We start from the raw sequence: 26,697 nt of genomic DNA, 5'->3' as shown, positions 1-26,697 counted from the left end.
AAAGGAGGCGATCTTATGTTCCGACAATGGCTTGCTCACTTTTTCCATGATACAACCCCACGAATCGATCCTTATGAAGTCGATAATGAATTTACCCTTACACTAGATTTTCCTAACGATCAAACAATCACCCATTGAATCAGAGGTTGTGATAGAAGTGCCTAGCTCCGAGAAATAAGCCGAGAAACCCGAAAATTGTTTTTCAAATTTTGGGTTTCTCGGCTTATTTTTTGAAGGTGCTACTTCTGGAACACCGTTTATTCAGTTGTAGGATGCAAGATGACTGATGTACCAGGCTCATTTTCTTAGTTATTCATTGAAAAATTATTTTAGCGCTTGATTGACATCTTCAATCATCAAGTTCATTGATTCAAGTCCACCACCACTCAAATACCATACATCTGGTTGCAATGAAATTACTTGATCATTTTTACCGGCATCTGTTTGTGCCACTAATTCATTGGCAGCTACGTTATCGTTGCTTGTATCTCCACCAATTGCTTTGGTACGATCAATCACAAATAAAATCCCTGGATTCTTCTCTAAAACATATTCATAAGAAACACTTTGACCATGTGTAGACGCCTCGATTTGATCATCGGCTTGTTTAAAGCCAAATAAATCATGAACGAGTCCGAAACGTGAACCTGAACCATATGCTGAAAGTTGCCCTTCATTCACTAAAGTAACTAAAGCTGTTTGATCAAGCGCGCTGGCTTTCTCTTTCACTTCATCGATTTGTTTCGTTAAATCTGTTAATTTTTCTTCTGCTTCTTTTTCTTTATCAAAAATCTTTGCCAATGTTGTCACATTTTCTTGCATCGATTCCCATGGCTTTTCTGCATCCATTGCTAAATATAGTGTTGGGGCAATTTGGCTCAACTGTTCCTGATAATCACTTTGACGACCGGAAATAATAATCAAATCTGGTTGCATCTCATTGATTTTTTCCAAATCTGGTTCTTTGATTCCTCCAGCAGATTCAACTTCTTGATATTTTTCTAAGTAAGCAGGTAAATTTTTAGTTGCCGCTCCTATGACTTTGTCTCCAACACCTAATGCATCAAGCGTATCTAATGATCCATTGTCGAACACTACAACTTTCTCAGGGTTTTGTTGCACTTCTACAGACTCACCATTGCTATCTTTGACTGTCAACATTGTATCCGTTGTGACAGTACTTGATGCTTTTGTTTCACTCGTTTGTGCTTCGTTATTTCCACATGCTGCTAATCCTAATGATGCTATGACTAAAAATCCTAAAACTATTTTCTTCATTTTGACGCTCCTTCGTAGTTTTTAGAAATAAAGACAAAATCTGCGTCCTTCGATTTCACAGATTCGAATGTCCATTTCGTATAATTGATCTAGTACTTCTTTTTTAATAATATCGTTCGTTTTGCCTTGTCTAAATAACTTCCCTTGTTTCATTGCGACGATTTCATCTGCGTAACTCGCTGCAAAGTTGATATCGTGTAACACAATGATGATCGTTTTTCCTAATTCTTGTACAAGGCGCTTTAAAATTTGCATGATTTGTACCGCAAAATTCATATCGAGATTATTGAGTGGTTCATCCAGCAAAATGTAATCAGTATCTTGCGCAAGAACCATCGCAATATACGCTCGTTGCAACTGACCCCCAGAAAGCGTGTCGATCGTTTGGTCCTTCAGTTCTTCCAACCCTAGATGCTGGAGTGATTCTTCGATGATCTGATGGTCTTTCGTTGTCAGCTTTCCTTTCGAATAAGGAAAACGCCCGAACGATACAAGCTCCTCGACTGTGATTTTCATACTGATCTCATTAGATTGTTTCAAAATAGCTAGTTTTTTTGCCATCTCTTTGGACTTCCAAGCTTTTACTTCATTGTGATCCAAGTAGATCTCACCTGCATCTTTAGGAATCAAACGACTGATCATAGAAAGAACGGTTGACTTTCCTGCGCCGTTTGGACCGATGAAGGCTGTCAATTGTTGATCCGAGATTTCCAATTGCAAGGCCTCGACGACCGTTTTTCCTTGGTAAGACTTCTCGACACTATTCAAATTGATCATCCCAGTTCCTTCCTTTCTCGAATCAATTTTGTAATAAAGTAAATACCCCCTGTGAACTCTACAACCACACTGACCGTCGTGTTCCACCCAAACACTTGCTCAACGATCAATTGTCCCCCAGTCAAAAACAAGAAAGCAATCAAAAAACTTCCTAGTAGCAAAACACCATGACGATACGTTGCAAACAAACGATAGCTGACGTTTGCGACAATAAATCCAAGAAAGGTGATTGGTCCCACCAAAGCAGTGGCTGTTCCTGTCAACAAGCTGACACAACAAAGAATAGAAAATTGAAAACGCTCTGTCTCAATCCCAAGGTTCGTTACTTGATCCTTCCCTAGATGAAAGACATCCAGAAAATGTCTTTTATAAAAAAGGAACACCCAACAACAGCCAATCAACAATGCAGCAGGTAGGAGGTAGGCGGTCTGGACATTACCGAAACTAGCAAATAACTTCCCTTGCAACAAATCATATTCATTCGGGTCCATCACCACTTGTAAAAACGTACTGATACTATTGAAAAGTGTCCCTAAAATCATCCCCGTCATCAATAATAAGAATAAGTTAGGGGCTTCTTTTCGTAATAAAAAGAAAAACAATAACTGGCTTAAGCCAACCATCAATGCCACGTTGACTAAGAAAAAGGCTGTGCCTGTTTGCTGAAGCATCGTCACCCCACCAATCAAGAAAAAGAGGAGGGTTTGAACAAGTACATAGAGGGAATCGAGTCCTAACACAGAAGGTGTCAAAAATTGATTTTGGGTAATCGTTTGGAAACTAACGGTCGCACTGCTTGTCGCGAGTGCCACTAAAATGAACGCCATGATTTTTTTGCTTCGTAAGGCCCATGCAAAAGCCCAATTTCCATACGTGTTGATAGTCAAATAGCCGATTGTCACGCCAATCACGAGTAGAGACAAAATAAAAAATAGACCAGTGATCTTTTTACCCATGTTTGCGCCCCCTTACTAACAAGTAAAGGAAAATCAAACCACCGATGATCCCTACGATGACGCTGACTGGGATTTCATAAGGAAAAATCACAAGACGAGCGATCATGTCACAGATAAGCAAAAAGATACTACCAAAAATGGCGGTAATTCCTAACGTTTTATGTACCTGATCCCCATAGAGCTTTGCTGTGATATTTGGAATGATCACTCCCAAGAAAGGAATCGTCCCAACCATGATCAAAGTGATCGCACTGGCTAAAGAAACAAGGCCAATCCCTAGTAGTTGCATGTTGCGATAATTCATCCCTAAATTCACTGCGAACGATTCACCTAAGCCTACGATCGTAAATTGATAGGCAAAAAAAGATAAGATAAGTAATAAAGGAATCGTTACATACAATAATTCATAATTTCCCCGTATGACTGTTGCAAAATTTCCTTGTAGCCATGAAGACATATTTTGTACTAACTGAAACTGATAGGCGAAAAATGTTGCAGCAGAGCCGATAATATTTCCTAGCATCACGCCGATCAATGGTAACATCAGCTGATTTTTTTGTGGAAAAAATCGTGCAAAAGATAAAAATAAGAGCGTACCTGCAAACGCAAATAAAAATGCAGTTGCTGAACGAATCCACAAAGAAGCATTCGGTAAAAAGAGCATCACCACTAAGATACCCAATCTCGCACTATCCATCGTGCCAGCTGTCGTTGGTGAAACAAATTTATTTTGAGTCAGATGTTGCATGATCAACCCACAAATACTACTCGTTGCCCCTACCAGTACTAAACAGATCGTTCGCGGAAAACGTGTCGCCAACAACAATTGCATACTCTGTCCTTCAAATCGGATAATCTCCATGAATTCCACTCGAGACACGCCAATAAATAGCGAACATATACTTAAAATAACTAACAAAACCATCAAGCGACCCACGCGCATTTCCCTTTACCTCGCTAACTGAGAATGATTCTCATTCTTATTCTAAGTGAAGCATTGAACAAAAGCAACCGTTTTTTAATGAAATAAGAGCAATCCCTATAAATTTTAGAATACGTGTACGATACAAAAATAAAATTCATTTTTGTTTCTGACCTTAAAAATGTGGGAAGCTATTTCTCAATTTCTGCCTTAATGCTTGGAGCTAAACGACTTTCTCACAACCTGGTTACACGGTGATCCAAAAGCTAACCTTCAACACTAAGCTAGAAAATGACAAAATATGAAAAACTATTTTTCAATTTTCTAGCTTACTGATCAGGTCAAAATGCTTCTGTCACAACCTCTATGTTATAATGACTTAAAACAACAAAGGAGGAAATTGGATGGCATCAGATGAATTGAAAAATCATTTGGACAAAGGAATGTATGGCACGCCCTTGGTCAACCCAGAAGAACAGCATAAATACCTAGGTACCTTTCGTGAACGTTGCTACCTCAGTATGACCGTTGCTGAAATGAATGAGCCGACAAATAAAGAAAAGTTCCTACAAGAACTAGAGAAACGACCAGAAGCATTTATTCTGATAAACGGGACCTTACCCCTGGATATCCAGAATCAATACATCCAATTGGCAACGAAAAATCAAACGAAATTCACGGTTGTAAACGATCATGTTTCTGAAGATCCGCAAAGTATTGGTCTACTGATTGCGGCCAAAGAAGCGGTGAATGAGCCCGTTATTGACGTAGAAGAAAAATATCCAACGAAACAAGAAGAAGAACAACCAAAGAAAAAAAGCTTTTGGGACCGATTATTCAAATAATTTCTAAAAGTTCACTCGATTCTTTGAGTTTCTAATCAAAATTTGTCAGCGTTCGTATGTACCTGTGGCAAAACAAAAAATCATTCACAAACTAGATAAATCTAGTGATGTGGATGATTTTTTTGTCCTACAGGTTCATGATTTATTTAGTCTCTTCTTGTCTGTTGATCACTTCAGGATACAACAGCTCTAAGACATTCATTGTCAGTCTTCTGCCTTGGCCAGCAAATGGGTAAACGTGCATGTGCATCGCTGGATTGAAGTTTGCTTCAATGATGCCATAGGCTTGGTCATCTGTTTGAGGATCGATATCTTTATCAGGAATGATCAAATCGATGCCGCTGATTTTCGCTCCTAGGGCTTCCACTGCTTGTTGGGCAATTTGTTTATACGCGTCTGAAAATTCATCTGTTACGTCGATTGAATCGCCACCTGTGCTGATATTGGAATTTTCGCGTAAATACACGATTTGATCTTTTTCAGGTACAGAATGGATGGTTAGTCCTTGCTCTTTTAACATCAACTGCTCAAGTTCACCTAACTGGATCAATTCCAATGGTGCACGATGGTGACTGCCTCTTAATGGATCTAGGTTTTTTTCAGCGACAAGTTCTTCCACCGTCCGTTTTCCGTCACCCACAACATTGGCAGGAACACGAAGTAAGATCGCTTTTACTTGCCCATCGATCACAAAGAAGCGATATTCTGTTCCAGGCATGAATGCTTCAACCAGTATAGAAGTATCTTCACGAAAAGCGATTGCTAAACCAGCCTGGTAATCTTCTAAAGATGCTCCTTCTTTGAAGATCGTGATCCCTAACCCATAATTGGTCGATTTAGGTTTAATAACAAAGGCTTGTTCTGCAAATCGTGGATAAGCGTTCAAAGCCTCTTCGATTGAAGTAAATTCGGCTCCTTCAGGTACACGGAATCCGGCCTCTTTTAGCACTTTTTTAGTGACTGTTTTATTTTCCATGATCAATGGCACAATGTAGCTGTCTTTACTTGTCATATTGGCATTTTTTACATATTCGATATGCTCTTGATGCTGTAGACGTAAAAATTGATCTGATTCATCTATGACCTTTACTTCGATGCCCTTTTGGATCGCATCAAACATCAGAATCTGTGTCGACAGCTCCATGTCACGAAATCCCGCTAATTGATACGAACGTTCATGACTTTCTTCTTCATACTGTTTTCCTAAAGTATAAGCAAAGTCATGCTGGCTTGTTTGTTGTGCTTGCTGATAAATCTTGCCTGCCAATGTTTCACGTGGTTCATCCAATTGTGCGATCATGTCATCGATCAATGGTAGGCATTCGGATTGTCCTAAAGCTACAAGCATCTCTTTCATGCCTTGAAGAAGCAGCATTCCTTCATCATAAAAAGCAGTTTGATCCATAGGGTTTTCTAACGACACGTGTTCATTTCGCTGCTCGCCTTCTTCGACCCATGCATCGACTGCTACGTCATGTTCCATCCATAGCATATACATTAAGAACGATTGTAAAAACTGAACTTGTGATTGACTGATCCCTACACGTGCGTAAGGATTTAAATCAATATTTCTCAGTTCAATATAGCGAATACCTGATTTTGCTAAATCAGCTACACGTTTTCCACCACGAAAACGGATCGGTGCATAGAATTCTTTTTCTTCGGATAACTTGCCTTCTTCCACCATTTTTTCAATATCGGTTAAATATTGTTGCATTGACGCATAGGATACTTTGACATTCGGATGGTTCGTATAACCATAGGAACTATTACGAATACTGCGTACCGGTTCTGCTGGTGCTGGCTTGCCGACAAAATAGTGATCTTCACTTAGAGGTGACGCCCCAAACAAATAAGTGATCAACCAACGATAACGCAAGAAGTTCTGTGCTGTTTTAAAATATAATTCTGTTTTAAATGCTGCAAAGTCGGTAAACTCTGTTTGTTGTACAAACAAGGATTGTAAAAGATCATCACCAAACTCAAAGTTGAAATGGATGCCACTGACCATTTGCTTGCGTTTGCCATATTCCTTTGCTAAATAACGACGATACAAGACATCTTCAAAATTAGAAAGCTTCGCAATCATGATCTCTTCGTCTTTTTCAGGTAAAGCCGGAGGCATACTTAAAGGCCAGATCATTTCATCATCTGCCATTGAGCGTGAAGCAACGTCGTAGATTGCTTCCAAGTATTTAAAAAGTTCGTTGATAGAATCCGTGACCGGAGTAATCAATTCGACTTGAGTTTCACTAAAATCTGTCTGGATGTATGGATGATACGTACGATCCCCAAAAACCTCAGGATGATCGGTTGTTGCCAACTTTCCAGAGAAGTTCACACGTTGCCCTTCACGTTCAACCCCAAAACGGGCTTGACTAATGAATGGTAGTGAACGAGGATGCAGTAATAATTCTTTATAGTTCATGGTTAAATGTCCTCCAATTCATATGTTTCATTATAGTAAAAACCGCCAAGAAAAAGAATGAAATTGTTTGAAAATGAGAAAAAAGGAGTGTTTTTTTAAAAAAACAGCTGATATTGTAGGAAAATGACTCCAAACTGAACAATAAGATAGCACATAGCCAGACAGGACACAGTCAAAAAAATCGCTGGTTCATTTTTGGTTTATACTCGAAATATTGTTCCTTGAATATCGCTAGTCCATTGGAAGGAGAAAAAAGAGCCTGAAACAAATGGAACCTCTTCAAAAATAAAGGGAAAACCACGGAAATTTAAAGAACGATTCCCGTGGCTTCTTTTTTATTTCTTGAAGTTGAACACCTTTGTTACAAGCTCTTTAGATGAACTTATGCTCATATACTGTTTATTCTTCTTTCAATAAGCCTTTAAATAGACCGATGACAAAGTCATTTGGATCAAAAGCTTCTAAATCATCGATGCCTTCACCCAAACCAACAAGTTTGACCGGCAGGTGCAATTCATTACGAATGGCTAAGACGATTCCACCTTTAGCTGTACCGTCTAATTTTGTTAAAACTAGCCCTGTCACATCAGAGGTTTCTTTGAACTGTTTCGCTTGGACCATGGCATTTTGCCCTGTCGTCGCATCTAACACAAGTAAGATCTCATGTGGTGCTTCTGGTAATTCTCGTTGGATCACACGTTTGATCTTCTCTAATTCGTTCATCAAATTGACTTTGTTTTGCAGACGTCCAGCTGTATCAACAAGTAAAATATCTGCTTGTTGTTCTTTGGCTTTTTCGATGGCATCGTAAACGACTGCCGCAGGATCGCCACCAGCTTTGCCTCGAACCACTTCAACTTCTGCACGTTCTCCCCAAACGACTAACTGATCGATCGCACCCGCACGGAAGGTATCTGCTGCGGCTAACAATACCTTTTTGCCTTCCGTTTTGTATTGATGTGCTAATTTACCGATACTCGTCGTCTTTCCTACACCATTGACACCAACAAAGAGGATCACTGTCAATCCTTCTTCTTGGAGGTTCAATGTATTGACTTCATCGATGCCTTCTTGCTCATAAAGCTCAACTAATTTTTCGATGATCGCATTTTGGATCTCAGCTGGTTTCTTGGCATTTCTTAGCTTCACTTCTTGGCGTAACGCTTCAGTGATCTTGATGGCTGTTTCAAAGCCGACATCTGCACCGATCAATGTTTCTTCCAATTCTTCGAAGAAATCTTCATCGACCGTACGGAAATTCGCAAACAGTTCATTCATTCGTTCACCGAACGTTTTACGGGTCTTTTCTAGACCCTTATCATATTTCTCTTGTACTTCTACTTCTTCTGGTGCTTCTTCACCAGTAAAGGCTCGTTTGATCTTATCAAAAAATCCCATAGTATACCTCCTTTACACTAAAACAAATTGTTGGATCGCTTTTGCTACCCCATGTTCGATGTTACTTGCCGTGACATGATCAGCGGCTTCTTTGACAAAAGGCACCGCATTTTCCATGGCTACACCAAGTCCTGCGTATTCGATCATCGGTAGATCATTTTCCTCATCTCCGATTGCCATGATCTCACTACGTTCAAGTCCTAAATCTTTTGCTAATAAAGAAATACCATATGCCTTAGTGACACCTTTTGGCATAAATTCTAATAAAACATTGCGCGTTTTGATAATTTCATACGACTCATAATAAGCGCTTGGAATCTCCTTGATTTTTGCATCTAGTTCTTCTTGCTCATAGGCAATGACTGCTTTGTTCAACACAAACTCATCTGTGATATCAGCTAGTACTGCTGGTTGGAATTGCAATAAGTTGTTTAATACATTGTACATCGATTGCTTTTGAGGCGCACTAGGTAATTGCAAGACGACATTATCTGATAAGACGTCTAACGGTAAGTCTAGTTCTTGTGCCAACGCATAAAGACGATGGATATCAGACACAGACATCGCTTTTTTCTCGATGATTTCACCAGTATCATTTTTCTGGACTAAGCCACCGTTGAAGGTAATGCTATAATCGCCTTCTTCGACTAAACCTAATTCTTGTAAATAGTGAGCCATCGCTGCTAACGGACGCCCCGTGCATAAAACGATTTTTACCCCTTGTGCTTTTGCTTGAGCCAAAGCTTGTTTATTCTCAGATGAGATTTTCTTTTCTTCGTTCAATAGTGTTCCGTCTAAATCGATAGCGATTAATTTGATCATTTCGTCCCCTACACTTTCGTTTCACTCATTCTTCCTTCTTCATTGATGTCTTCCATACGGACAGAGACGATTTTTGAAACCCCAGACTCTTGCATGGTCACACCGTATAAGACATTCGCAGCAACCATCGTCCCTTTACGATGCGTCACTACAATAAACTGTATATCGTCTTGGAACTCGCTGAGATAGCGACCAAAGCGTTTGACATTGGCTTCATCTAGCGCAGCTTCGACCTCATCAAGGATACAAAACGGTACAGGGCAGACACGAATAATCGAAAAGAGCAACGCAATCGCAGTCAATGCACGTTCTCCTCCTGAAAGTAAACTTAAACTTTGTAGTTTTTTACCTGGAGGCTGAACTTCGATTTCAATCCCTGTCTGCAACAAATCAGTCGGATCAGTCAACACAAGCTCTGCGCGACCGCCACCAAACATATTTGGGAAAACGATTTTGAATTCTTGGCGGATTGCTTCAAAAACTTCTTTGAAACGAGTCCGTACCTCATCATCCATTTCATCCATTGTTTCAAATAATTGATCCTTAGCCGATAATAAGTCATCCCGTTGCGCAGCCAAAAAGGTATGACGTTCATTCACTTGCTCATACTGCTCAATGGCGTTTAGATTTACTGGGCCTAAACGATCGATTTGTTGTTTCAACGAAGCAACTTCTACCCGGCTGTTCGCTACATCCGTTGTTTCTTCATAAAATTCACAGGCTTTTTCATAATTCATCTGATACTCCGTTTGCAGGTAATTCAGATGATTGTCCAAAATCATTTCCGCACGATTCTTTTGGACCTCTAACTGTGACTGCTCTGTCAAAAGTTCTTTTTGTTTACGGTTTTCAGCTAATAGGTCGGCATCCAACGCATCGATAGTCGTTTGCATTTCTTCACGTGACTGTTTGGCGTCTTCTAGAGAAGCTTTTAAGCGATCTCTTTCTGTCGCTAAATCAGCAATTCGTTGATCTAAACTTTCTTCTGTCAGTTCGTGATCAGAGAAGTCCGCAGTCAATGCATGCAGTTGTTGTTCTAGTCCTTCTTGTTTGGCTAATGCCTCATTTTTTTGTACGCGTGCGCCACGTAGTTGGATCTGTAAGTGATTGTATTGCTCTTTCAATACGGCTAATGAGGCTTGCTCCTGTGCTTGTTTTTCCTGGATCTGCGCGCGACGTTCTTCCATCTTGTCACTTTCTTGACTCAATGAACTGATTTCAGCATCGATCTCTTGGCGTTGTACTTCTAGTTCTTGCTGTTTTGCCAAAAGCTCTGCCTGTTGTTTTTGGTAATTCTCCATGAATTGTTGCAGTTCACGCGTTTCATAACTTGAGATTTGCTGTTCTTTTTCAAAACGAGTGAGTTCGTTGGCCACATTTTGTCGTTGATTTGCTACTTCTTGTTCTTCAAAGCGTAACTGTTCCCCTTGTGTCCGCAGAAGTTCTTGTTCTTCTGCCAAAACCGTGACTTCTTGTTGCAATGCTTGGACTTTCTTTTCTTGACTTTGCAACTCCTGATCCGCTTGTTGAAACTCACTCGTCAATTGTTTTAATTCTTGATTTTGTGCAAATAAACTTCCTTGATTGCCTCGCTTCGTCGCCCCACCAGTCATTGAACCACCGGCATTCATGACATCACCTTCTAGTGAGACCACACGATACTGGTAACGAATCTGTTGGGCAATGGCATTGGCACTTGCTAAGTCTTTTGCTAATAGAATCGTCCCTAATAGATTGTGAACGATTGTCTGGATCTGTTCGGGATAAGTCACTTGTTCGCTAGCGATCCCGATAAACCCGTCAACTGTTTGCGCTTGTGCAAAAATATGTGCAGGTAATTGACGAGGTTTGATTGTCGTTAATGGTAGAAACGTTGCTCGTCCGCCTTTTTGTTGTTTCAAATAAGTGATCGCTTGACGTGCATCGCCTTCATTTTCAACAATGACATGTTGCGCTGAACCACCCAAAGCTGTTTCGATTGCCAATGTATAATCAGCTGGAACATCGATCAATTCAGCAACCGCACCAACGATCCCAGAGAGGCGTTGCTTTTGTTGCAAGATCAAACGAACACCTTGATAGAAGCCAAAGTAATTTTCTTGGATTTCTTGTAAACTTTTCTGACGTGCCCGTAATTGTTGGACTTGGTTCATCAGTTGATACATTTTGGGCTGTTCTTTTGCCAAGCGCTCTTGTGCTTGTTTTCCTTTTGTTTGCACAACTTCAAGTGACGCTTTGACCTCATTCAATGCTTGCTGTAGCTTTTCATGTCGCTCTGTCAACTCGATTTGCTTGGCGGACATTTCCGCAACATTCGCTTCCACTTCCGATTGTTTGGCTAGTGTTTGCTGACTTTTAGATGTCTCTTGAACATATTGACGCTCCAAGTACTTCAATTCATTGCCGACAGTTGCTTGTTCTTGCATCAGATCGACATACTGATCGCGTAATTCTGCCAACAATTCTTTGGTTGATTTTTGGTATTTTTCCAATTCTTGTTGCGTACTCATCAGTGCTTTTTCAGCCTGTTGGATCTCTGCTTCTTTTTGACTGACTTCTTGGGTCAAAGTCGCTTGTAATTCTTCAAAATGAGCCACTTTTTCTTGCACTTCAGTTAAAGAAGCTTGGTATTCTTTTGAGCTCTTTTGGGTATGCTTCGTTCGCTCAAGTAATACTTCTTTTTGTCCTTCTGTTTGCTTTAATTTTTCTGACAACGCTAATAACGTTTGTTGATTTTTTTCGATCATACGGTCGGCCTGGTTATTTTGTTTGCGTTTGTCGGCTAATAACTGTTCCTTTGTTTGGATCTGTGTCGTTAAGGATGTTAGTGATTGGTTGAACTGATCTAATTGTAGTTGTCGTTCATCCCACTCTTTTTTTGCCGCTTTGATTTCAGCAATCATCAAAGAGATATCTGTGTTAGTCAATGTTTCTTTTAATCGTAAAAACTCCTTCGCAGCCTCACTCTGGGCGGCCAAAGGAGTTAATTGCTCTTCAAGTTCATAGATGATATCTTGGACACGGCTTAGATTATCCTCTGTTTCAAAAAGCTTTTGCTCCGCCTTTTTCTTGCGCTGTTTGTATTTCAAGACTCCAGCTGCTTCTTCAAAAATCCCTCGTCGGTCTTCTGGCTTACTACTAAAAATCGCTTCGACTTTTCCTTGAGAGATGATCGAAAATGATTCTTTCCCTAAGCCAGAATCCATAAATAATTCTTGGATGTCTTTCAAACGACAAGGTTGTTTATTGATGAAAAAGTCGCTTTCACCTGTCCGACGGTAACGACGTGTTACACTGATCTCACTATACTCTAGTGGCAAGTAATGATCAGAGTTGTCTAATACGACGGTTACTTCAGCGACATTCAATTGTTTACGGGAATCAGAACCGGCAAAAATAATATCCGGCATTTTCCCACCACGAAGGCTTTTTGCAGACTGTTCTCCTAGTACCCAACGGATAGCCTCAGTAATATTACTTTTTCCGCTACCGTTTGGTCCAACGACCGCTGTGACACTATTTTCAAACTCAATGATTGTTTTATCTGCAAATGATTTAAAGCCGGCTATTTCAATGCGTTTTAAATACACGAAGTCTTTCCCTCACTTACTTAGTGCTGCTAAAGCATTCTCAGCAGCAGCTTGTTCTGCTAGTTTTTTCGATTTTCCTTGTCCAGTTCCAATCAACCGATCATCCACGTATACTTCGATCCAAAAAATACGTTCGTGTGCTGGACCTTCTTCATTGATCAAACGATATTCAATCAACACGTCTCCAGCTTTTTGCAATACTTCTTGTAATCTTGTTTTATGATCCATCTCATGGGAAAAAGCACCGGCACGCACCTTCGGAAAAATCACCGTTTCAATAAACGCATGTGCTGCGTCAAATCCTTGATCAAGGTACAACGCTCCTAAAAAGGCTTCAAACAGATCACAAAGAAGCGCTGGACGGGTTCGTCCGCCTGAGTTCTCCTCACCTTTTCCTAACAGGATGTACTGATCAAAACGACATTCCTTGGCAAATTTGGACAAACTATCTTCACGTACGATAGCTGCACGAGTTTTGGTCAATTTTCCTTCTGGGATATCTGGATACAAACGATACAGATATTCAGAAACCATCAACTCTAATACAGCATCTCCTAAAAACTCAAGACGTTCGTTGTCGGATAGTTGCAAATTGCGATGCTCATTCACATAGGATGAATGGGTAAAAGCTTGTTCAAGTAAGTTTAAATCGTGAAAAACGATGCTATACTTTTCTTTCAATTCTTTTGTTAGCTGATTGTCCATTTCCCACATTCCTTTATGGCTATTTTTTCAATACTTCCTTATTATACTGGTTTTTTATAAAATATGAAATGGTTGAGACAAAAGGTATGAAAAGCTTTATAAACCTTGTTGAAGATTCTTTTTCATAAAAGTATACTAAACCTTGTAATGTTCCTAAATCCAGCTAATTACTTATCAAAGAACAAAAAAAGCACTTTCCAAAAAACAGAAAATGCCTGTTTAAAGTTATATTAATTGTAGTTGGAATCAGCGATTATTCAGTCAGTATAATTTAGCACACGTATATTTAAACAATGTCCAAATATTTTAATAGGAGTACTTTCATTACAATATAAGCACTGAACAAATCTTGTTCTTTTTCATTTCTATGTAATCTTAAAAAATAAGGAACAACATCAGATTTTATAGGTGTGAAAGTATATCTGATCTGATTAATGCATCTTGTTAACTCGACAAACTAATTTATGTATGATCGTCCAAGATTGTTCTTTCAATATCCAAAAAGTTTACTGCCTCTTCTTCATATCCAAGCAGCCTTAGCATCTCAATAGCTATCGAGCCATCAAATTCCAAATCCCCAACGACAGACTGATACAATCGGAAAAAAAATTTCCAATAAATTCTTCCTTTTAAGTAATCTGAGTCCTTTGTTTCATCATACAAAATTCCTAACAAATCCAAAATTCTATCGTAATTTTTATCAGAAAATTCTAAAATGATTGAATTTATAATAAATTTTATTAATGCATGTTGATATTTAGGTATACCTTTAAATTTCCTAAACTGATTGAGCACATCCTTATATTGAAATAATCGGTATTCCTTTTTAAAGAGTCCTAAACAATTAGTATACATTGCTAATTCGAAATATCCCCACTCCTCTATCCTGCTCAAATAATCCAAAATTTTTTTTGATTCATTTTCATCTATCTTACCAAGTTTATAATTTGGTAATTTTTCAGCAACTGCTTTTATTTGAACAATTAGATACAGAAAAAAAATGTCGTTACTTTTTTTATATTCTTCTTGTAAGTTGTCTAGATACTCTTTTGCATGATACTCAGAAATAATTGCACTCCTAAATTTTTTTCGTAAGTGCTCTTTTTTACTTAATTGATAGTTATAATACTCCAAATAGTAGTCATCTATTTGGATATTCATTCTTTCCAAGTATTGCCAAATGGTATCTATGTCAATTCTAGCGGTATCATTTTCAAACCGCTGTAATGCGCTTATCGAATGTACCCCTTCGCTCAAATCTCTTCGCGTTATTTTTCTATCGGTTCTTAATTTTTTAATCAATTCCCCATGTTCCATATAAAATCACCAAATTTTCTACTTATTTTTGACTAACTTTGGTACAAACTATCAAATAACCTTATTATACAACTAAGATACATTATCACATTTAGTAATACACTAAATAATAACGCAGTAAGCATCTAATCTATAACACTGATAATCATATTTATTTGGTAATCACATATCTTGATAAACTAGAAATTGACCTAATCCAAATAAGGAACATTACTTGAGAAAACATTAATAAAAAGAACAAAGGTTCGTAAAGTTTCCCTACAATAATCGGAAGATAAAAGCTTTAAATCTACTATAAATAGGAGGAAAAATGATTTCATCTTTAATGATATTATTTGGTTGGGAAGTTGTCAATTTGTAGCAGTTGAACAAAATTTTTTCAAAATCTATCCGTAATATCAAAAAATTACATATAATGGAAGGTCGAATAGTATGAAAATAAACAAATTCCAAGTGCTCTTAACTACCTCTATAGCAATAGTAACATTAGCAACACCATTAGTTCCTTCACTAAGTTCTGTTGTTTACGCATCAGATAGTGAGAATCAAAAAGTGGTCCAAGTAAAAAAATTTGAAGACAAAACAATTGCTGAATTAATGAACGATGCACAGTTAAGATATTCTAGTTCTCTACCTAATACACCATCAACTCAAAATAGCGTTGCTACTGCTTTTGAAAAGAAAGTAATGAATATGACAGTCAAAGATGTAAAGAACAACATCAATGATTTGCTGAAAGAGTTTGATGGTGCTAGTTATAGTTCTCGTGCAGTAGCAGGCGTAGGTGGCAAACTGCAAAATGGTGGCTGGAATATGTACTATAATACTAGCACTGGTAAAACGTCTGTCTATAATTTCTATGATAGACTTGTCATGGGAGCTGGAGGTAGTGTATTGTATAGTGCCATATTAGATGCTCTTGCTGTTACATGTGGAATTACAGTTGCTGGTGCAGTGATTGTTGCTATTTGTAACTTAATTGCAGGTGAATTAGTTAGAAAAACGGCGAGCGCCCGTGGTCTTGTGTCTAGTCACGGAAATGCCGGAACCGTTCGAGTGACGTTAACTGACGAATTATGGTCGTCAAAATATAATGCAAGCTGGTGATTACAATTTTTTCAATATCTAGTTTTACTTTTGTTGTTGTTTTTGTCGGTATAATAAAAATCGTTGCACAGTTAAATGAAATAATTGGCTTGCTACGCTCAAAAAGTAAAATCGAGACTGAGTTGATTGAAGCAATAAAAACAATAAAAGAAAAGAATCATTTTTAGCTACTATTTATCTTAGCTAAAGTAGCACAACCTTAGAGAACAGATAAACTATGACACAAAATTTTTTAAACAGTACAATACTAAACCACTCCCTCTCAAAAGATCAATAGAAACTTAAGCGACGATCTCATCTCTTTTTCTATCAGAGTGAGATCGTCGTATTTTATTATGAATACTTGTAAAATTTATCCGTTAATCGATACTTAATTGGACTATCTTTCCCTAATTTTGAATCCTATTTTTTTACAATTCAGCTTATGCCATTAAGTCATTCGCTGGTTAATCTCCGAGAAGAAGTTCTCTAAGTTAGCTTTACAATATGTGATGGAAATCGAGCGAAACTCAGGAAATCCTTCCTCACTAAACAAGTGTAAAAAGACGATCGTTAATATTTTCCCTTGATTTTTATTGGCTGTATCGCAATTCATTATATGCTTATACCTACACTAACTTCCTTCTATTTATCAGTTCATTCATATCAACTTGCCCACCTAGTTGTTCTGCCAAATCTAAATCATGGGTGACTAAGACGATCGTCACTCCTTGCTCATTCAATTCTTTCAATGCTTCGATCACAAGTTGCCGATTTCCTTTATCCAAAGAGGCAGTGGGCTCATCTGCAAAAACGATTTTAGGGATTTGCAAAAACAAGCGAGCTAAAGCTACTCGTTGTTGCTCACCACCGCTTAAACGAAATACTTTTTGGTGCAATGAATCTTCCATTTGGAACTTGCGGAGCGCAGCAATCATTTTTTCCTCTTTTTTTACTACTAACTGTAAATTTTGCTTGACCGTTTCATTATCGATCAATGCAAAGTTCTGAAATAAAAATCCTGCATACTCACGAAAGAAACGTTTTTTACTTTTACGGTGAAGGAATTGATTGTCTATCCATATTTCACCAGAATCTATGGGCTCCAGTTGTCCTAAGCAATTCAGTAACGTCGTTTTCCCTACACCACTGCTTCCAGTAATCACAGTTATTGAACCAGTCTCTACATGTAAAGATACGTTTTCAAAAATCACTTTTCCTTTGTACTTTTTAGTGATTTCTTTGGCTTCAATCATATTTGATCACCTCCAGACGTTTTCTTTTTTCTGATAAATACGTAGTGAATAAAAGTATACATAATTCAAATAATAGTAATAGAATTAAAATCTGCCACCAAGCATGATTGATGAGTAGTAAGATCAACGCAACAACGGTAGAAATGGTTAATATTATTTTATAATATCTGTGATGCCTCTGTAGCAGAGCCCAACCAGCAATATATTTGAGAAACAGTTTTTTCTTATTCATTTCCACATACAGTAAACTCAAATAAACTTGAATAAAAACAAAACCAATAAGGATCAAGAACAAAATACTAAGGGTTGTATAATATTCACGTTTCACACCCATAAGAGATTGATTGATGCTTTCTTTTACAGCAATCAATCCATAAAAATCATGTTCCATATGATTTTCTTTAATAAATGCTTGGACAAGTTGAGGGTCTCGAAACAAGTAAGTCCCATTTGAAATATCCTGTATCCATATTTCAATATTTGGTTGGATCAATGGCAATGACATGGAAACGATAATTGGATTGGAAGAAAAATTTTTTTCATAGGGTTGGAAGTTATAGTTAAAAAGGACTTGGTTTGCTTGCGTATAGAGAACTTTTAATTCCCCCTCATATGCTTTCGTCTCGTACTCAAAAGAATTTTGATAAAAATCAAGTTCATTCTCTGCTTCTTGAATGATCATTTCTGTATACATTCGCTTATTTTCAGGGATGAGCAGATAGAAAAAAGAATCATCTAATGAGTGTATCGATTGACCTTCAGCATCCTTGATAGCCAATTCTTGTACGGCATGATGATTACTTAACCAAAAAGCGTCATTTTCAATATAATTTAGTGTCGGACTACTATGACCAAGTTCATTGTCTCTTAGAAAAATCCCACCTGACTGTTCTGATTTTTCCAACAAGGGAAGTAACCGTGAATTGATCAACGCTTGTGCTTTCTTTCGCACGTCTTTACTTTTTGCCGGGTCTACAAGTAGACTTGTGTCTCTACTAAATGCTAACTGATAATAGTCAGGAATTCTTGTCCATTGGGAGAGCTGTTGTTCAAGTTCACGCGTCTCCATTACTTTATTTGATAATGTACTGGCTTGCACCGTAACAAACGTGAAGATGATGATCTTTAATAAAAGGTTCAAACTAAATAATAATCGGTAAGGTTTCCTTCCTTTTATTTTATCTGAAATCGTACCGAACGAAAAAATAATCCCACTCGTAAATAATTGAAGAACCCAAATCATTAAATGCCCCCCCAAAAAAATCGGTCGATAAAGAAACTGTAATTGTGGAAACCACCAAGAAAAAGCAACCATCAAGAGAGTAAAAATCGCACTATCAATGAAACTATCCTTGAAGGACACTATCAGCCAACGATGTCCTAACATCTCAATCACACCAATTTTCTTACGAAGAGAAGCTTTGTAAAACAGTAAAGCTAAGATCACAAAGAAAAATAGAATAAAGAAGAGTTGTCCAATACTCATTAATAAACCCGCTGTCAATAACTGGAACCATTTTATCTCCTCAATCTCCAATTTGATTCCTTGATCATGAAAATCAGCAATCATTCCAGATGGAGGGGCTTCTGTTACAATATAAGTACCCAGCGCATCTTGATGTTGCATCTCTGTGTAATCATAAAAATAGGTGGCAACATCCGATTTTATAGGTGGAAAAAAGTATTCCGAACGTTCCACCTTGTCAAAGGTATAAATTTCCTTTGTCGTCTCACCAGAAGCGCCAATTCTAAAAACCAGTTTATGTATAGCAATTTGATGTTTTTTTGCATAAGCAGAAATTTTTTGATTGATTTCCTCAATCGTCCCACTCACTTCTTCAATCACAATGCCCGAATGAGCATTTGGGATAGCACTCTTGATTCCTTCATTTCCGATAAAAGAAATGGCATAAAGGAAACTTAACACTGTAACTATAAATAACCCTCGATAGATTTTTTTCATAATGAAAGAAAAAAAGGACCTAAAATATGTTTTCAAATATTTAAATACCCGAACTGTATTTGAGATATCACTGAAGAGATTGTTGACTTCTAGTAACAACCTGACCGTAGCAGTAATCTCTATATAGCTCGGGTAATACTGTATAAAAAATTTGTCTTAGGTTCTTAAATCTCTATGCCCACCACCATCCAGAGGTATTTCCCGTAAATGCACGTGGAGCTTCTGCTCTTACTTCTACTCTAGGTCCTCCTGTGACATTAACAGTTTTTGTTCCCTTCGCCTGAACTGTGACTCTTCTACTAGATGGCGTAAATTCTCCCCATACTGTACCAAATCCAGGAATACCGGTTACTCCGCCATAAAATGTATCCATTGTGATTTTCGGCTGAATCATTACTGCTTGTTCTTGCACAATATCCATATCAAATATATTTGCATAGCTTGATATAATCAAAGGTTCATTCATTTCTGACGCACTTACTTGATCGATTGAGACAAATACTCCTATAGCAGCAACAGTTCCAATAACACTAACAACTAATTTTTTGTTTTTCATAAAATTCTCCTTTGTATGTTTTATTTTTGATTTAGTATTTCAAAATGTCGATAAAGTAAGTATATATATGAAACATACCCTCTACTCTCTTTAAATTTATTTATTTTCATATTTATTATATATTTTTCATGCTTAAAAACAAACATTTCCTTTTTTTCCCTAATTAAAAAACATCCATAGTTTATTCGTTATGTATTAATGATTGATGGTGACAAAACTTTCACAGACCTACTTATTAAAAAAAACCGAGCCAGCCGAGAATAGGAGAATCCTATCTCGAACTGATTCGGTTTTATCATTTGTTGATTATGAACGTGAATCGGAAGTTACAGATACAACAGCCCATGGATTGACAGCATCATATGCCCAGTTCCAATCTTTGACGCGGTCGTTTACTGGTAATACTTCGTTACGGAACAATGTTGGAATAGCAAAAGCTTCTTCAAATGCGTATTCTTGCCATTTTTTGTAAGCTTCTTTTTGGTAATCTGCATCAAATGCTGCACTTGAATTGATATCATTGATCAATTTTGTGTTTTCTTCTGACTCAAAACGAGTGTAGTTGAACGCTGCATTTGCACCCCATAGTCCACTTGGATTTGGATCTGTTCCTGTACTCCAAGCTGCTTGGTAGATATCGATTTCTGGATCATCATTTTCCAAACGATCATAGAATGAGTTGAATTCGATCAGACGACCTGTTGTATATTGAACATCTAAACCAATCTCTTTCCATTGTTGTACGTAGTAATCTGCTAATGGTTGTGCTGTTTCGCCACCTGCCATTGACGCAAAGTTGATTGTCAACTTGTTACCATCTTTGTCTTCACGGATACCATCGCCATCAACATCTTTATATCCTGCATCATCCAATAATTTGTTGGCTTTATCAAGATCTTGAGTGAAGCCTTTTAGATCTGCATCGTGGAAACTTTCAAATACTGGTGGAATCAATGAAGTTGCATTGCTTCTTAAACCAGCATAGAAACGTTCACCTACTGCCGCATTGTCTAAAGCATAGCCCATTGCTTGACGTAATGCTTTGTCAGCCATTTTTGAGTTTGGATCATATTCTACACTTCCACTTTCAGCATCCCATTTACCTAGTTTGAAACCTAAGTAAGTGTATGAAGTTTGCTGACGTCCTAGATTCGTATAACCAGCGATATCTTTGTATGTGTCATACGTATCTGTTGGCATTTGGAAAATCATGTCATATAATTTTGAAGTTAATGCTTCTGTTGCACTTGCTGTTGGTAATGATTTCATTGTGATTTTCTTCAATTGTGGCGTACCATTCCAGTAGTATTCATTTGGTAAGAATTCTACTGATTCACCAGCAACGATGTTACTCATATAGTAAGGACCAAATGTCACAGGGTTCTTACGAACTTGATCACTTGATTCCATGTCTTTGATAGCAATTCCTTCAAGTGTGTGTTTTGGTGCTGCATATGTCCAAATTCCACCACCTGCTTGAAGCATGCTTGGGTTCATTTCTTTATATTCGATTTTAACAGTTTTATCATCTACTTTTGTAATTCCAGAAATCGTATCTGCACTACCGCTGTTATATTCTTCCATACCAACGATGTTACGGAATGTATCATCGTAACGGATACCAGTGTATTCAGAGTTTCCGATGATTTCATAAGGGAAAATAACATCATCTGCTGTGACATCGACACCATCAGACCATTTTACGTTGTCTTTAAGTGTGATTGTTGCTGTTTTTGCATCTTCATCTAATTCTAATGAGGCTGCTCCATCGTTTGTAATCGTGAAGTTATCATCATTTGTAAACAATGGTTCATGTGAAGGCGCCATAAACGCTGCATCAAAGGCATCTTGATAAAATTCCCATTGGAATAATCCTTTGAACTGACTATCTGTTGCTACTGCCACATCTAGCTGTCCATCTTCGATTGCTTCATCATTATTCGTTGTAGCTAATGGGAAAGTCAATTCACTTTTATCCCCATTATCTGCTGAATTATTACCTGACGAGCTAGTTCCGCCGCCATTTCCACACGCTGCTAATGCTCCCACAGATAGCAGTGTGACAAATCCAAAAATCGTTTTCTTCATATCCTATTTTCCCCCTTCACTTCTCTTATCCTAAACGTTGTCGCGCATCTGCAGAGCGCTTAAATGCTTGTCCAACGTAGTTTATACTCAACATCAACACTAAAATTAGAATTGACGCGGGTAACCAAATCCATTGTCGATTCACTAAAACTTCACCATTACTTGCATAACCGATCAATGTTCCTAAACTAGGTACATTAGCTGGCAATCCAAAGCCTAAGAAAGTCAAAGTGGTCTCGATCCCAATATTTGCCGCAAAGTTCATTGTTAAGTTGGTGATGATCAATGAACTAAGATTTGGCATGATTTCACGGAACATGATTTTGAAATCACTTGTTCCCATCGTTTTTGAAGCACTGACATAATCACGTCTAGCTTCTGATAACGTCTTACTTCTGAATAATCGGGCTTTAGCAACCCAATAAAATGCACTCATGATAAAAATAAATGACCAAACGTTATAGCGCGAAATGATCGAAACAAACACGATAATGATCAACATGATCGGTAAAATCATAATAAAATCAACAATACGCATCAATACGTTATCAATGATCCCACCATAAAACCCTGAAAGAATTCCAAGTCCTACTCCGATGATCGACGTAATGATCGTAATCGCAAAACCGATCATCACAGAGTTTCTTGCTCCGATGATCAATTGACCGAAGACATCACGTCCACCTTCATCTGCTCCTAAAAGGAATTTTGATCCTTGAGAAGAGATGGCGCCAGGTTCAGCATACTTATCAAAAATACTAACAAACATTACTTTATCTTGGTCAATAAAGATCGCCCCGATAAAAATAACTAATAGTAAAACAACTAACAAAGCCAGTGAAAAAATGGCTACTTTATCTTTTTTGAATTCTCGTGCAATCATTCGTATACCCATTGGTGGGATACTTTCTTGCGCAACTTCTTTGTTTTTATCACTCATGATCGATTCTCCCTTCTGTTTGATTTTTTTATTGGATTCGTATACGCGGATCAACAATGCTCATGATAATATCTGACAGCAGTGTTCCGACGAGCGTTGCGATTCCTAAAATCAAGACTAAGGCTGTGATTACGGTATAATCACGTTGACCGATTGAGTCAATAAACAATTTTCCGACACCAGGATAACCAAAGATTTTTTCGATAACGACAGAACCAGCAATCAATGAAGTGATTTCATACCCCATTTGAGATGCCATCGGCAATGCTGCATTACGGAAAATGTGACGACTGAATACTTTGTTTGTCGGCACCCCTTTGGAACGAGCTGTACGTACAAAGTCTAAGGATTTCGAATCAATGACTTCACTTCGTAAATACTGGATCGTTACTGCTGTGGCTAAAAAGGCCTGTGTGATCGATGGTAATAAAATGTATTGCAATCGATCCATCCATTGAGCGAAAAATCCTCCCTGGAAACCTAAAGTCTGAGAACCACTTGTTGGGAACCAACCTAAACGATAGCCAAAAACAAACAACATGATCAATCCGAAAATGAATAATGGAACAGCAAAACTGAAGAAGTTATAAATAACAACAGCTTTGTCCAAAATCGAATTTTGGTATCGACCAGCTAACATACCTAGTGGTACAGCAATCAAGTACGTAATAATAACAGTTAAAATAGATAAATATAAAGTATTGACGATTCGTTCTCCAATCAAAGAGGAAACCGAACGCTTATACAAGAAACTTTGTCCAAAATCACCTTGTAAGGCATTTCCGACCCAACGGAAATATTGTTCATACCAAGGATCATTCAAGCCCGCTGCCTGACGCATCTGCTCGATCACAGCTGGATCTTGGTTTGGGTTGATCAATCCTGTAAACGGATCTCCAGGCATGGCTTGCGCTAGCATAAAGATCAACACACTAAGAATGATCACTTGTGGGATCATCAAAAGAACTCTTCGTAGAATCGTTTTCCACATTAGCTAGCACCTCCATCTTTCAACGCTACTTTGTGTGTAGTGGTTAGTGTACGTAAATCATACACTCGCCCTGCTGTATCGTAGTAATCTTTTTGATGTTCGATATACTCACGTTCAACATTTCGTCGGTTTTGTTTTTGTATTTCCCGATTGTCTACATCAATTCGTGGAATCGCAGATAGTAAGCGTTTTGTATAGATGTGGCGCGGATCATTATAGATATCTTCTCGTGTACCGATTTCAACAAATCGACCTTTGTACATGATCGCGATGTTGTCACACATGTGTTTTACGACACCCAAGTCATGAGAGATGAATAAATAGCTCAAACCAAATTCTTGTTGGATGCGTTTCATAAAGTTCAATACTTGTGCCTGAACAGATAAGTCTAGGGCAGATACAGGTTCATCAGCAACAATCAATTTAGGATTCGTTGCTACTGCTCGGGCAACCCCTAAACGCTGTCTTTGTCCACCAGAAAATTCATGAGGATATTTGTATAACGCATCTTCTGGCATCCCAACGATGTCCAATAAGCCTTTGACTTTTTTCTTTTCTTCCTGATCGCTCAAGCGTTCAAAGTTACGGATCGGCTCAGCGATAATGTCCAGTACTCGTTTTTTAGGATTTAAACTAGACATTGAATCTTGAAAGATCATTTGGACGTCTTTGTTGTAGCCGATTTTTTTGCGGTTACTTCTTTTCGTGACGTCTTTTCCTTCATACATGATTTGGCCAGAAGTCACTTTTTCTAGGCCGACAACCGCTTTTCCGGTTGTGGACTTCCCAGAACCTGATTCTCCAACTAGTCCGTATGTTTTTCCTTTTTCAATAATAAAATCGACACCGTCTACTGCATAGACATGGTCTGTTACTCGGTTGAAAAACCCACTGCGAATAGGATAGTGAACTTTCAAATCTTTGATTGTAATTAATTCTGACATCTACACCTCTCCTTTTTCGTCTCTAAAGTGGAAATGTTTATAACATGAGCAACGTACCATATGATTCGGTGCGATTTCATGCAAGACTGGATTTTCTTCGTGAGCGCTTGCTGGGATCCAAGGAATCCGTGGCGCAAATCGGCAACCTGTTCGTGGCATATTTTTTAATGAAGGGACTACGCCTTCAATCACATGTAACTCTGCCTCGTGATTTCCTTCTTGTGGAATCGAATTTAGCAATGATTGTGTATATGGGTGTTTTGGATTTTCAAATAACTCTTTGACTCCTGCAACTTCAACAAATTGTCCACCATACATCACAGCAACACGATCCGCCATTTCAGCTACGACACCTAAATCATGTGTGATCAAGATGATCCCAGTTTTAGTTTCTTCTTGTAAATCTTTCAGTAAGTCAAGGATCTGTGCTTGGATCGTTACGTCCAAGGCAGTCGTTGGTTCATCCGCGATAATGATCGGTGGCTTACATGCAATCGCAATCGCGATGATCACCCGCTGTCTCATCCCACCTGACAACTCATGAGGATACTGACGTCCAACTCGTGCAGGATTCGGAATCCCTACTTGTTCTAGTAATTCTAATGCACGTGCTTGTCTTTGCTCAGCAGTCATTTTTGTATGGTAAGACAAACCTTCTTTGATTTGGTCTTCAATTCTCATCAAAGGGTTTAGTGCAGATAATGGATCTTGAAAAATCATCCCAATATCATTTCCGCGGATCTTGTTATACAATGTTTCATTTAATTCAATTAAATTTAAATCATTGTACATGATCTCCCCTGTGATCTTTGTATTGTTAGGATCTAATAATCCCATAATCGTTGTAGCTAACGTACTTTTCCCGCAACCAGACTCACCAACGATGGCTAAGATCTCGTTTTTATCTAAAGTAAAAGAAACGTCGTCTACTGCATCGTAGTATTCATCTTTTAGACGGAAGCCTGTGTGTAGGTTCTGAACATCTAATAATTGGTTATCTGACAATCGAATACCCCTCTCTGCTCCCTCGATGGAAGTTTTTAATAAAAAAAATAATCCTACACTGAATAACAACTTAGCAAAAAAAATTAAATAAGTAGCATTCTAAGGAGTGTGTAATTAATTATTAATAATTATATAGAAAACCGTTTTATATTGCAAGATTATTTCACACTGTTGCCAGAATTGTCTGAAAAATCTTACGTAGCTATGTCAGCTCCTAAAGAAGATTAAAAAAAAATGAGGTATGTGGCTAACCTTCTCTTTATCCTACTATTTTTATAAATTAAGAATCATTATAAAAATCTGCAAAAATCACTTTTTATATAAAAAACAGTTTTAACCTAAGAGGTGTCCTATTTTATAAAAGCATAATTATACAATACATACGAAATAGATATGTTGTGAAACTACCTCTTTCTATCGAATGTTGTGACATATTTCTTCTCTTTAAAAAAACTCTTTTTTTTAAATAATTATGACTGAAAAAGCCAAGAAACCATGAAATAGCTAAACTATTTCTGACTTCTTGGCTTTGAGTTGAAATTGGCTTTTGCCAATTCATTCATCAGTTGATGTGTATTTATTCAATTTATTTCAAGTGTTTGCTGATATAATCCACGGCACCGCCGACTGTTTCGATTTGTTCAGCATCTTCATCAGAGATCTCTGTACCGAATTCATCTTCCAGTTCAAGAACAAATTCCATGATACTAATTGAATCAGCTTTCAGATCATCTTTAATGTTCAATTCATCTGTCACTTTGTCTGTATCCATTTCAAAGTGATTTGAAATGATTTTAGCTACCTTATTAAATACTTCTTCGCGCGTCAAT

The 26,697-nt window shown here is 37.9% G+C and carries 22 protein-coding genes; 3 read left to right on the top strand and 19 right to left on the bottom strand.

All coding sequences use genetic code 11. From position 1 onward, the window contains the following. The first annotated feature begins 15 nt into the window (after positions 1–15). Positions 16–138, top strand: coding sequence for a hypothetical protein (locus ACH0AK_RS00860; RefSeq protein ID WP_010734417.1), 123 nt, complete (start codon positions 16–18; stop codon positions 136–138). A gap of 186 nt (positions 139–324) precedes the next feature. Here ACH0AK_RS00860 and ACH0AK_RS00855 read toward each other — a convergent pair whose 3' ends face one another. From ACH0AK_RS00855 to ACH0AK_RS00840, 4 genes are read right to left on the bottom strand one after another with little or no spacing between them, the layout of a single operon-like run. Continuing rightward, positions 325–1,278, bottom strand: coding sequence for a siderophore ABC transporter substrate-binding protein (locus tag ACH0AK_RS00855; protein WP_010734418.1), 954 nt, complete (start codon positions 1,276–1,278; stop codon positions 325–327). Between the two features lie 21 nt (positions 1,279–1,299). Continuing rightward, a complete protein-coding gene (locus tag ACH0AK_RS00850) occupies positions 1,300–2,055 on the bottom strand; it encodes an iron ABC transporter ATP-binding protein (protein WP_023518917.1) in 756 nt (251 codons plus the stop codon). After that, a complete protein-coding gene (locus ACH0AK_RS00845) occupies positions 2,052–3,011 on the bottom strand; it encodes an iron chelate uptake ABC transporter family permease subunit (protein WP_499796687.1) in 960 nt (319 codons plus the stop codon). Before ACH0AK_RS00845 ends, ACH0AK_RS00850 begins: the two co-directional genes overlap by 4 nt. After that, entirely contained in the window at positions 3,004–3,954 is a 951-nt protein-coding gene (locus ACH0AK_RS00840; RefSeq protein ID WP_153829978.1) for an ABC transporter permease, read from the bottom strand. Before ACH0AK_RS00840 ends, ACH0AK_RS00845 begins: the two co-directional genes overlap by 8 nt. 383 nt (positions 3,955–4,337) lie before the next feature. Here ACH0AK_RS00840 and ACH0AK_RS00835 point away from each other — a divergent pair, with 383 nt between their 5' ends. Then, positions 4,338–4,778 (top strand): YueI family protein, encoded by a 441-nt coding sequence (locus ACH0AK_RS00835; protein WP_023518915.1) that lies wholly within the window; start codon positions 4,338–4,340, stop codon positions 4,776–4,778. 142 nt (positions 4,779–4,920) lie between these two features. On the opposite strand, the gene gshAB is transcribed toward ACH0AK_RS00835, so the two are convergent. From gshAB to ACH0AK_RS00805, 6 genes are all read right to left on the bottom strand, one after another. Then, entirely contained in the window at positions 4,921–7,206 is a 2,286-nt protein-coding gene (gene gshAB / locus ACH0AK_RS00830) for a bifunctional glutamate--cysteine ligase GshA/glutathione synthetase GshB (protein WP_438846358.1), read from the bottom strand. Positions 7,207–7,605: 399 nt separating this feature from the next. Then, on the bottom strand, positions 7,606–8,604 hold the full coding sequence (gene ftsY / locus ACH0AK_RS00825; RefSeq protein ID WP_010734424.1) for a signal recognition particle-docking protein FtsY: 999 nt from the start codon (positions 8,602–8,604) through the stop codon (positions 7,606–7,608). Between the two features lie 12 nt (positions 8,605–8,616). Continuing rightward, a complete protein-coding gene (locus ACH0AK_RS00820) occupies positions 8,617–9,426 on the bottom strand; it encodes a Cof-type HAD-IIB family hydrolase (RefSeq protein ID WP_010734425.1) in 810 nt (269 codons plus the stop codon). Positions 9,427–9,434: 8 nt separating this feature from the next. Further along, complete coding sequence (gene smc / locus ACH0AK_RS00815) at positions 9,435–13,016, bottom strand: chromosome segregation protein SMC (RefSeq protein ID WP_226075898.1); 3,582 nt, start codon at positions 13,014–13,016, stop codon at positions 9,435–9,437. 12 nt (positions 13,017–13,028) lie between these two features. Continuing rightward, positions 13,029–13,721: a ribonuclease III gene (gene rnc, locus ACH0AK_RS00810; protein WP_010734427.1), complete on the bottom strand. Its 693-nt coding sequence runs from the start codon at positions 13,719–13,721 to the stop codon at positions 13,029–13,031. Between the two features lie 462 nt (positions 13,722–14,183). Continuing rightward, the gene (locus ACH0AK_RS00805; protein ID WP_153829980.1) at positions 14,184–15,038 is read right to left on the bottom strand and encodes an Rgg family transcriptional regulator; all 855 of its coding nucleotides are present in this window, start codon (positions 15,036–15,038) and stop codon (positions 14,184–14,186) included. A 432-nt stretch (positions 15,039–15,470) separates the two neighbouring features. On the opposite strand from ACH0AK_RS00805, the gene ACH0AK_RS00800 reads away from it, so the two are divergent. Further along, positions 15,471–16,145 (top strand): hypothetical protein, encoded by a 675-nt coding sequence (locus tag ACH0AK_RS00800; RefSeq protein WP_023518912.1) that lies wholly within the window; start codon positions 15,471–15,473, stop codon positions 16,143–16,145. 608 nt (positions 16,146–16,753) lie between these two features. Here the strand turns inward: ACH0AK_RS00800 and ACH0AK_RS00795 are convergent. The 9 genes from ACH0AK_RS00795 to acpP all read right to left on the bottom strand — a co-directional run bounded on the left by ACH0AK_RS00795 (position 16,754) and on the right by acpP (position 26,696). Beyond that, the gene (locus ACH0AK_RS00795; RefSeq protein WP_023518910.1) at positions 16,754–17,380 is read right to left on the bottom strand and encodes an ATP-binding cassette domain-containing protein; all 627 of its coding nucleotides are present in this window, start codon (positions 17,378–17,380) and stop codon (positions 16,754–16,756) included. Then, a complete protein-coding gene (locus ACH0AK_RS00790) occupies positions 17,373–19,307 on the bottom strand; it encodes a DUF1430 domain-containing protein (RefSeq protein WP_309296178.1) in 1,935 nt (644 codons plus the stop codon). Before ACH0AK_RS00790 ends, ACH0AK_RS00795 begins: the two co-directional genes overlap by 8 nt. A 208-nt stretch (positions 19,308–19,515) precedes the next feature. After that, positions 19,516–19,899: a hypothetical protein gene (locus ACH0AK_RS00785; RefSeq protein WP_010734432.1), complete on the bottom strand. Its 384-nt coding sequence runs from the start codon at positions 19,897–19,899 to the stop codon at positions 19,516–19,518. A gap of 306 nt (positions 19,900–20,205) precedes the next feature. Next, the gene (locus tag ACH0AK_RS00780) at positions 20,206–21,987 is read right to left on the bottom strand and encodes an oligopeptide ABC transporter substrate-binding protein (RefSeq protein ID WP_499796686.1); all 1,782 of its coding nucleotides are present in this window, start codon (positions 21,985–21,987) and stop codon (positions 20,206–20,208) included. A gap of 25 nt (positions 21,988–22,012) precedes the next feature. Continuing rightward, positions 22,013–22,927 carry an ABC transporter permease gene (locus tag ACH0AK_RS00775; RefSeq protein ID WP_010734434.1) on the bottom strand — a complete coding sequence of 305 codons (915 nt, stop codon included), beginning with the start codon at positions 22,925–22,927 and terminating at the stop codon, positions 22,013–22,015. 28 nt (positions 22,928–22,955) lie between these two features. Continuing rightward, a complete protein-coding gene (gene opp4B / locus ACH0AK_RS00770) occupies positions 22,956–23,918 on the bottom strand; it encodes an oligopeptide ABC transporter permease (protein WP_010734435.1) in 963 nt (320 codons plus the stop codon). Further along, entirely contained in the window at positions 23,918–24,862 is a 945-nt protein-coding gene (locus ACH0AK_RS00765) for an ABC transporter ATP-binding protein (RefSeq protein ID WP_010734436.1), read from the bottom strand. Before ACH0AK_RS00765 ends, opp4B begins: the two co-directional genes overlap by 1 nt. Then, positions 24,863–25,867, bottom strand: coding sequence for an ABC transporter ATP-binding protein (locus ACH0AK_RS00760; RefSeq protein ID WP_010734437.1), 1,005 nt, complete (start codon positions 25,865–25,867; stop codon positions 24,863–24,865). It lies immediately after the preceding gene. Positions 25,868–26,453: 586 nt separating this feature from the next. After that, on the bottom strand, positions 26,454–26,696 hold the full coding sequence (acpP, locus tag ACH0AK_RS00755) for an acyl carrier protein (protein ID WP_023518907.1): 243 nt from the start codon (positions 26,694–26,696) through the stop codon (positions 26,454–26,456). Position 26,697 lies beyond the last annotated feature (1 nt).

The organism is Enterococcus pernyi (genome assembly GCF_045371165.1).
In the GTDB taxonomy this organism is placed as follows: domain Bacteria; phylum Bacillota; class Bacilli; order Lactobacillales; family Enterococcaceae; genus Enterococcus_B; species Enterococcus_B pernyi.
Note: the sequence above shows the minus strand (reverse complement) of the source record. Positions and strands in the feature narration are given on the sequence as shown.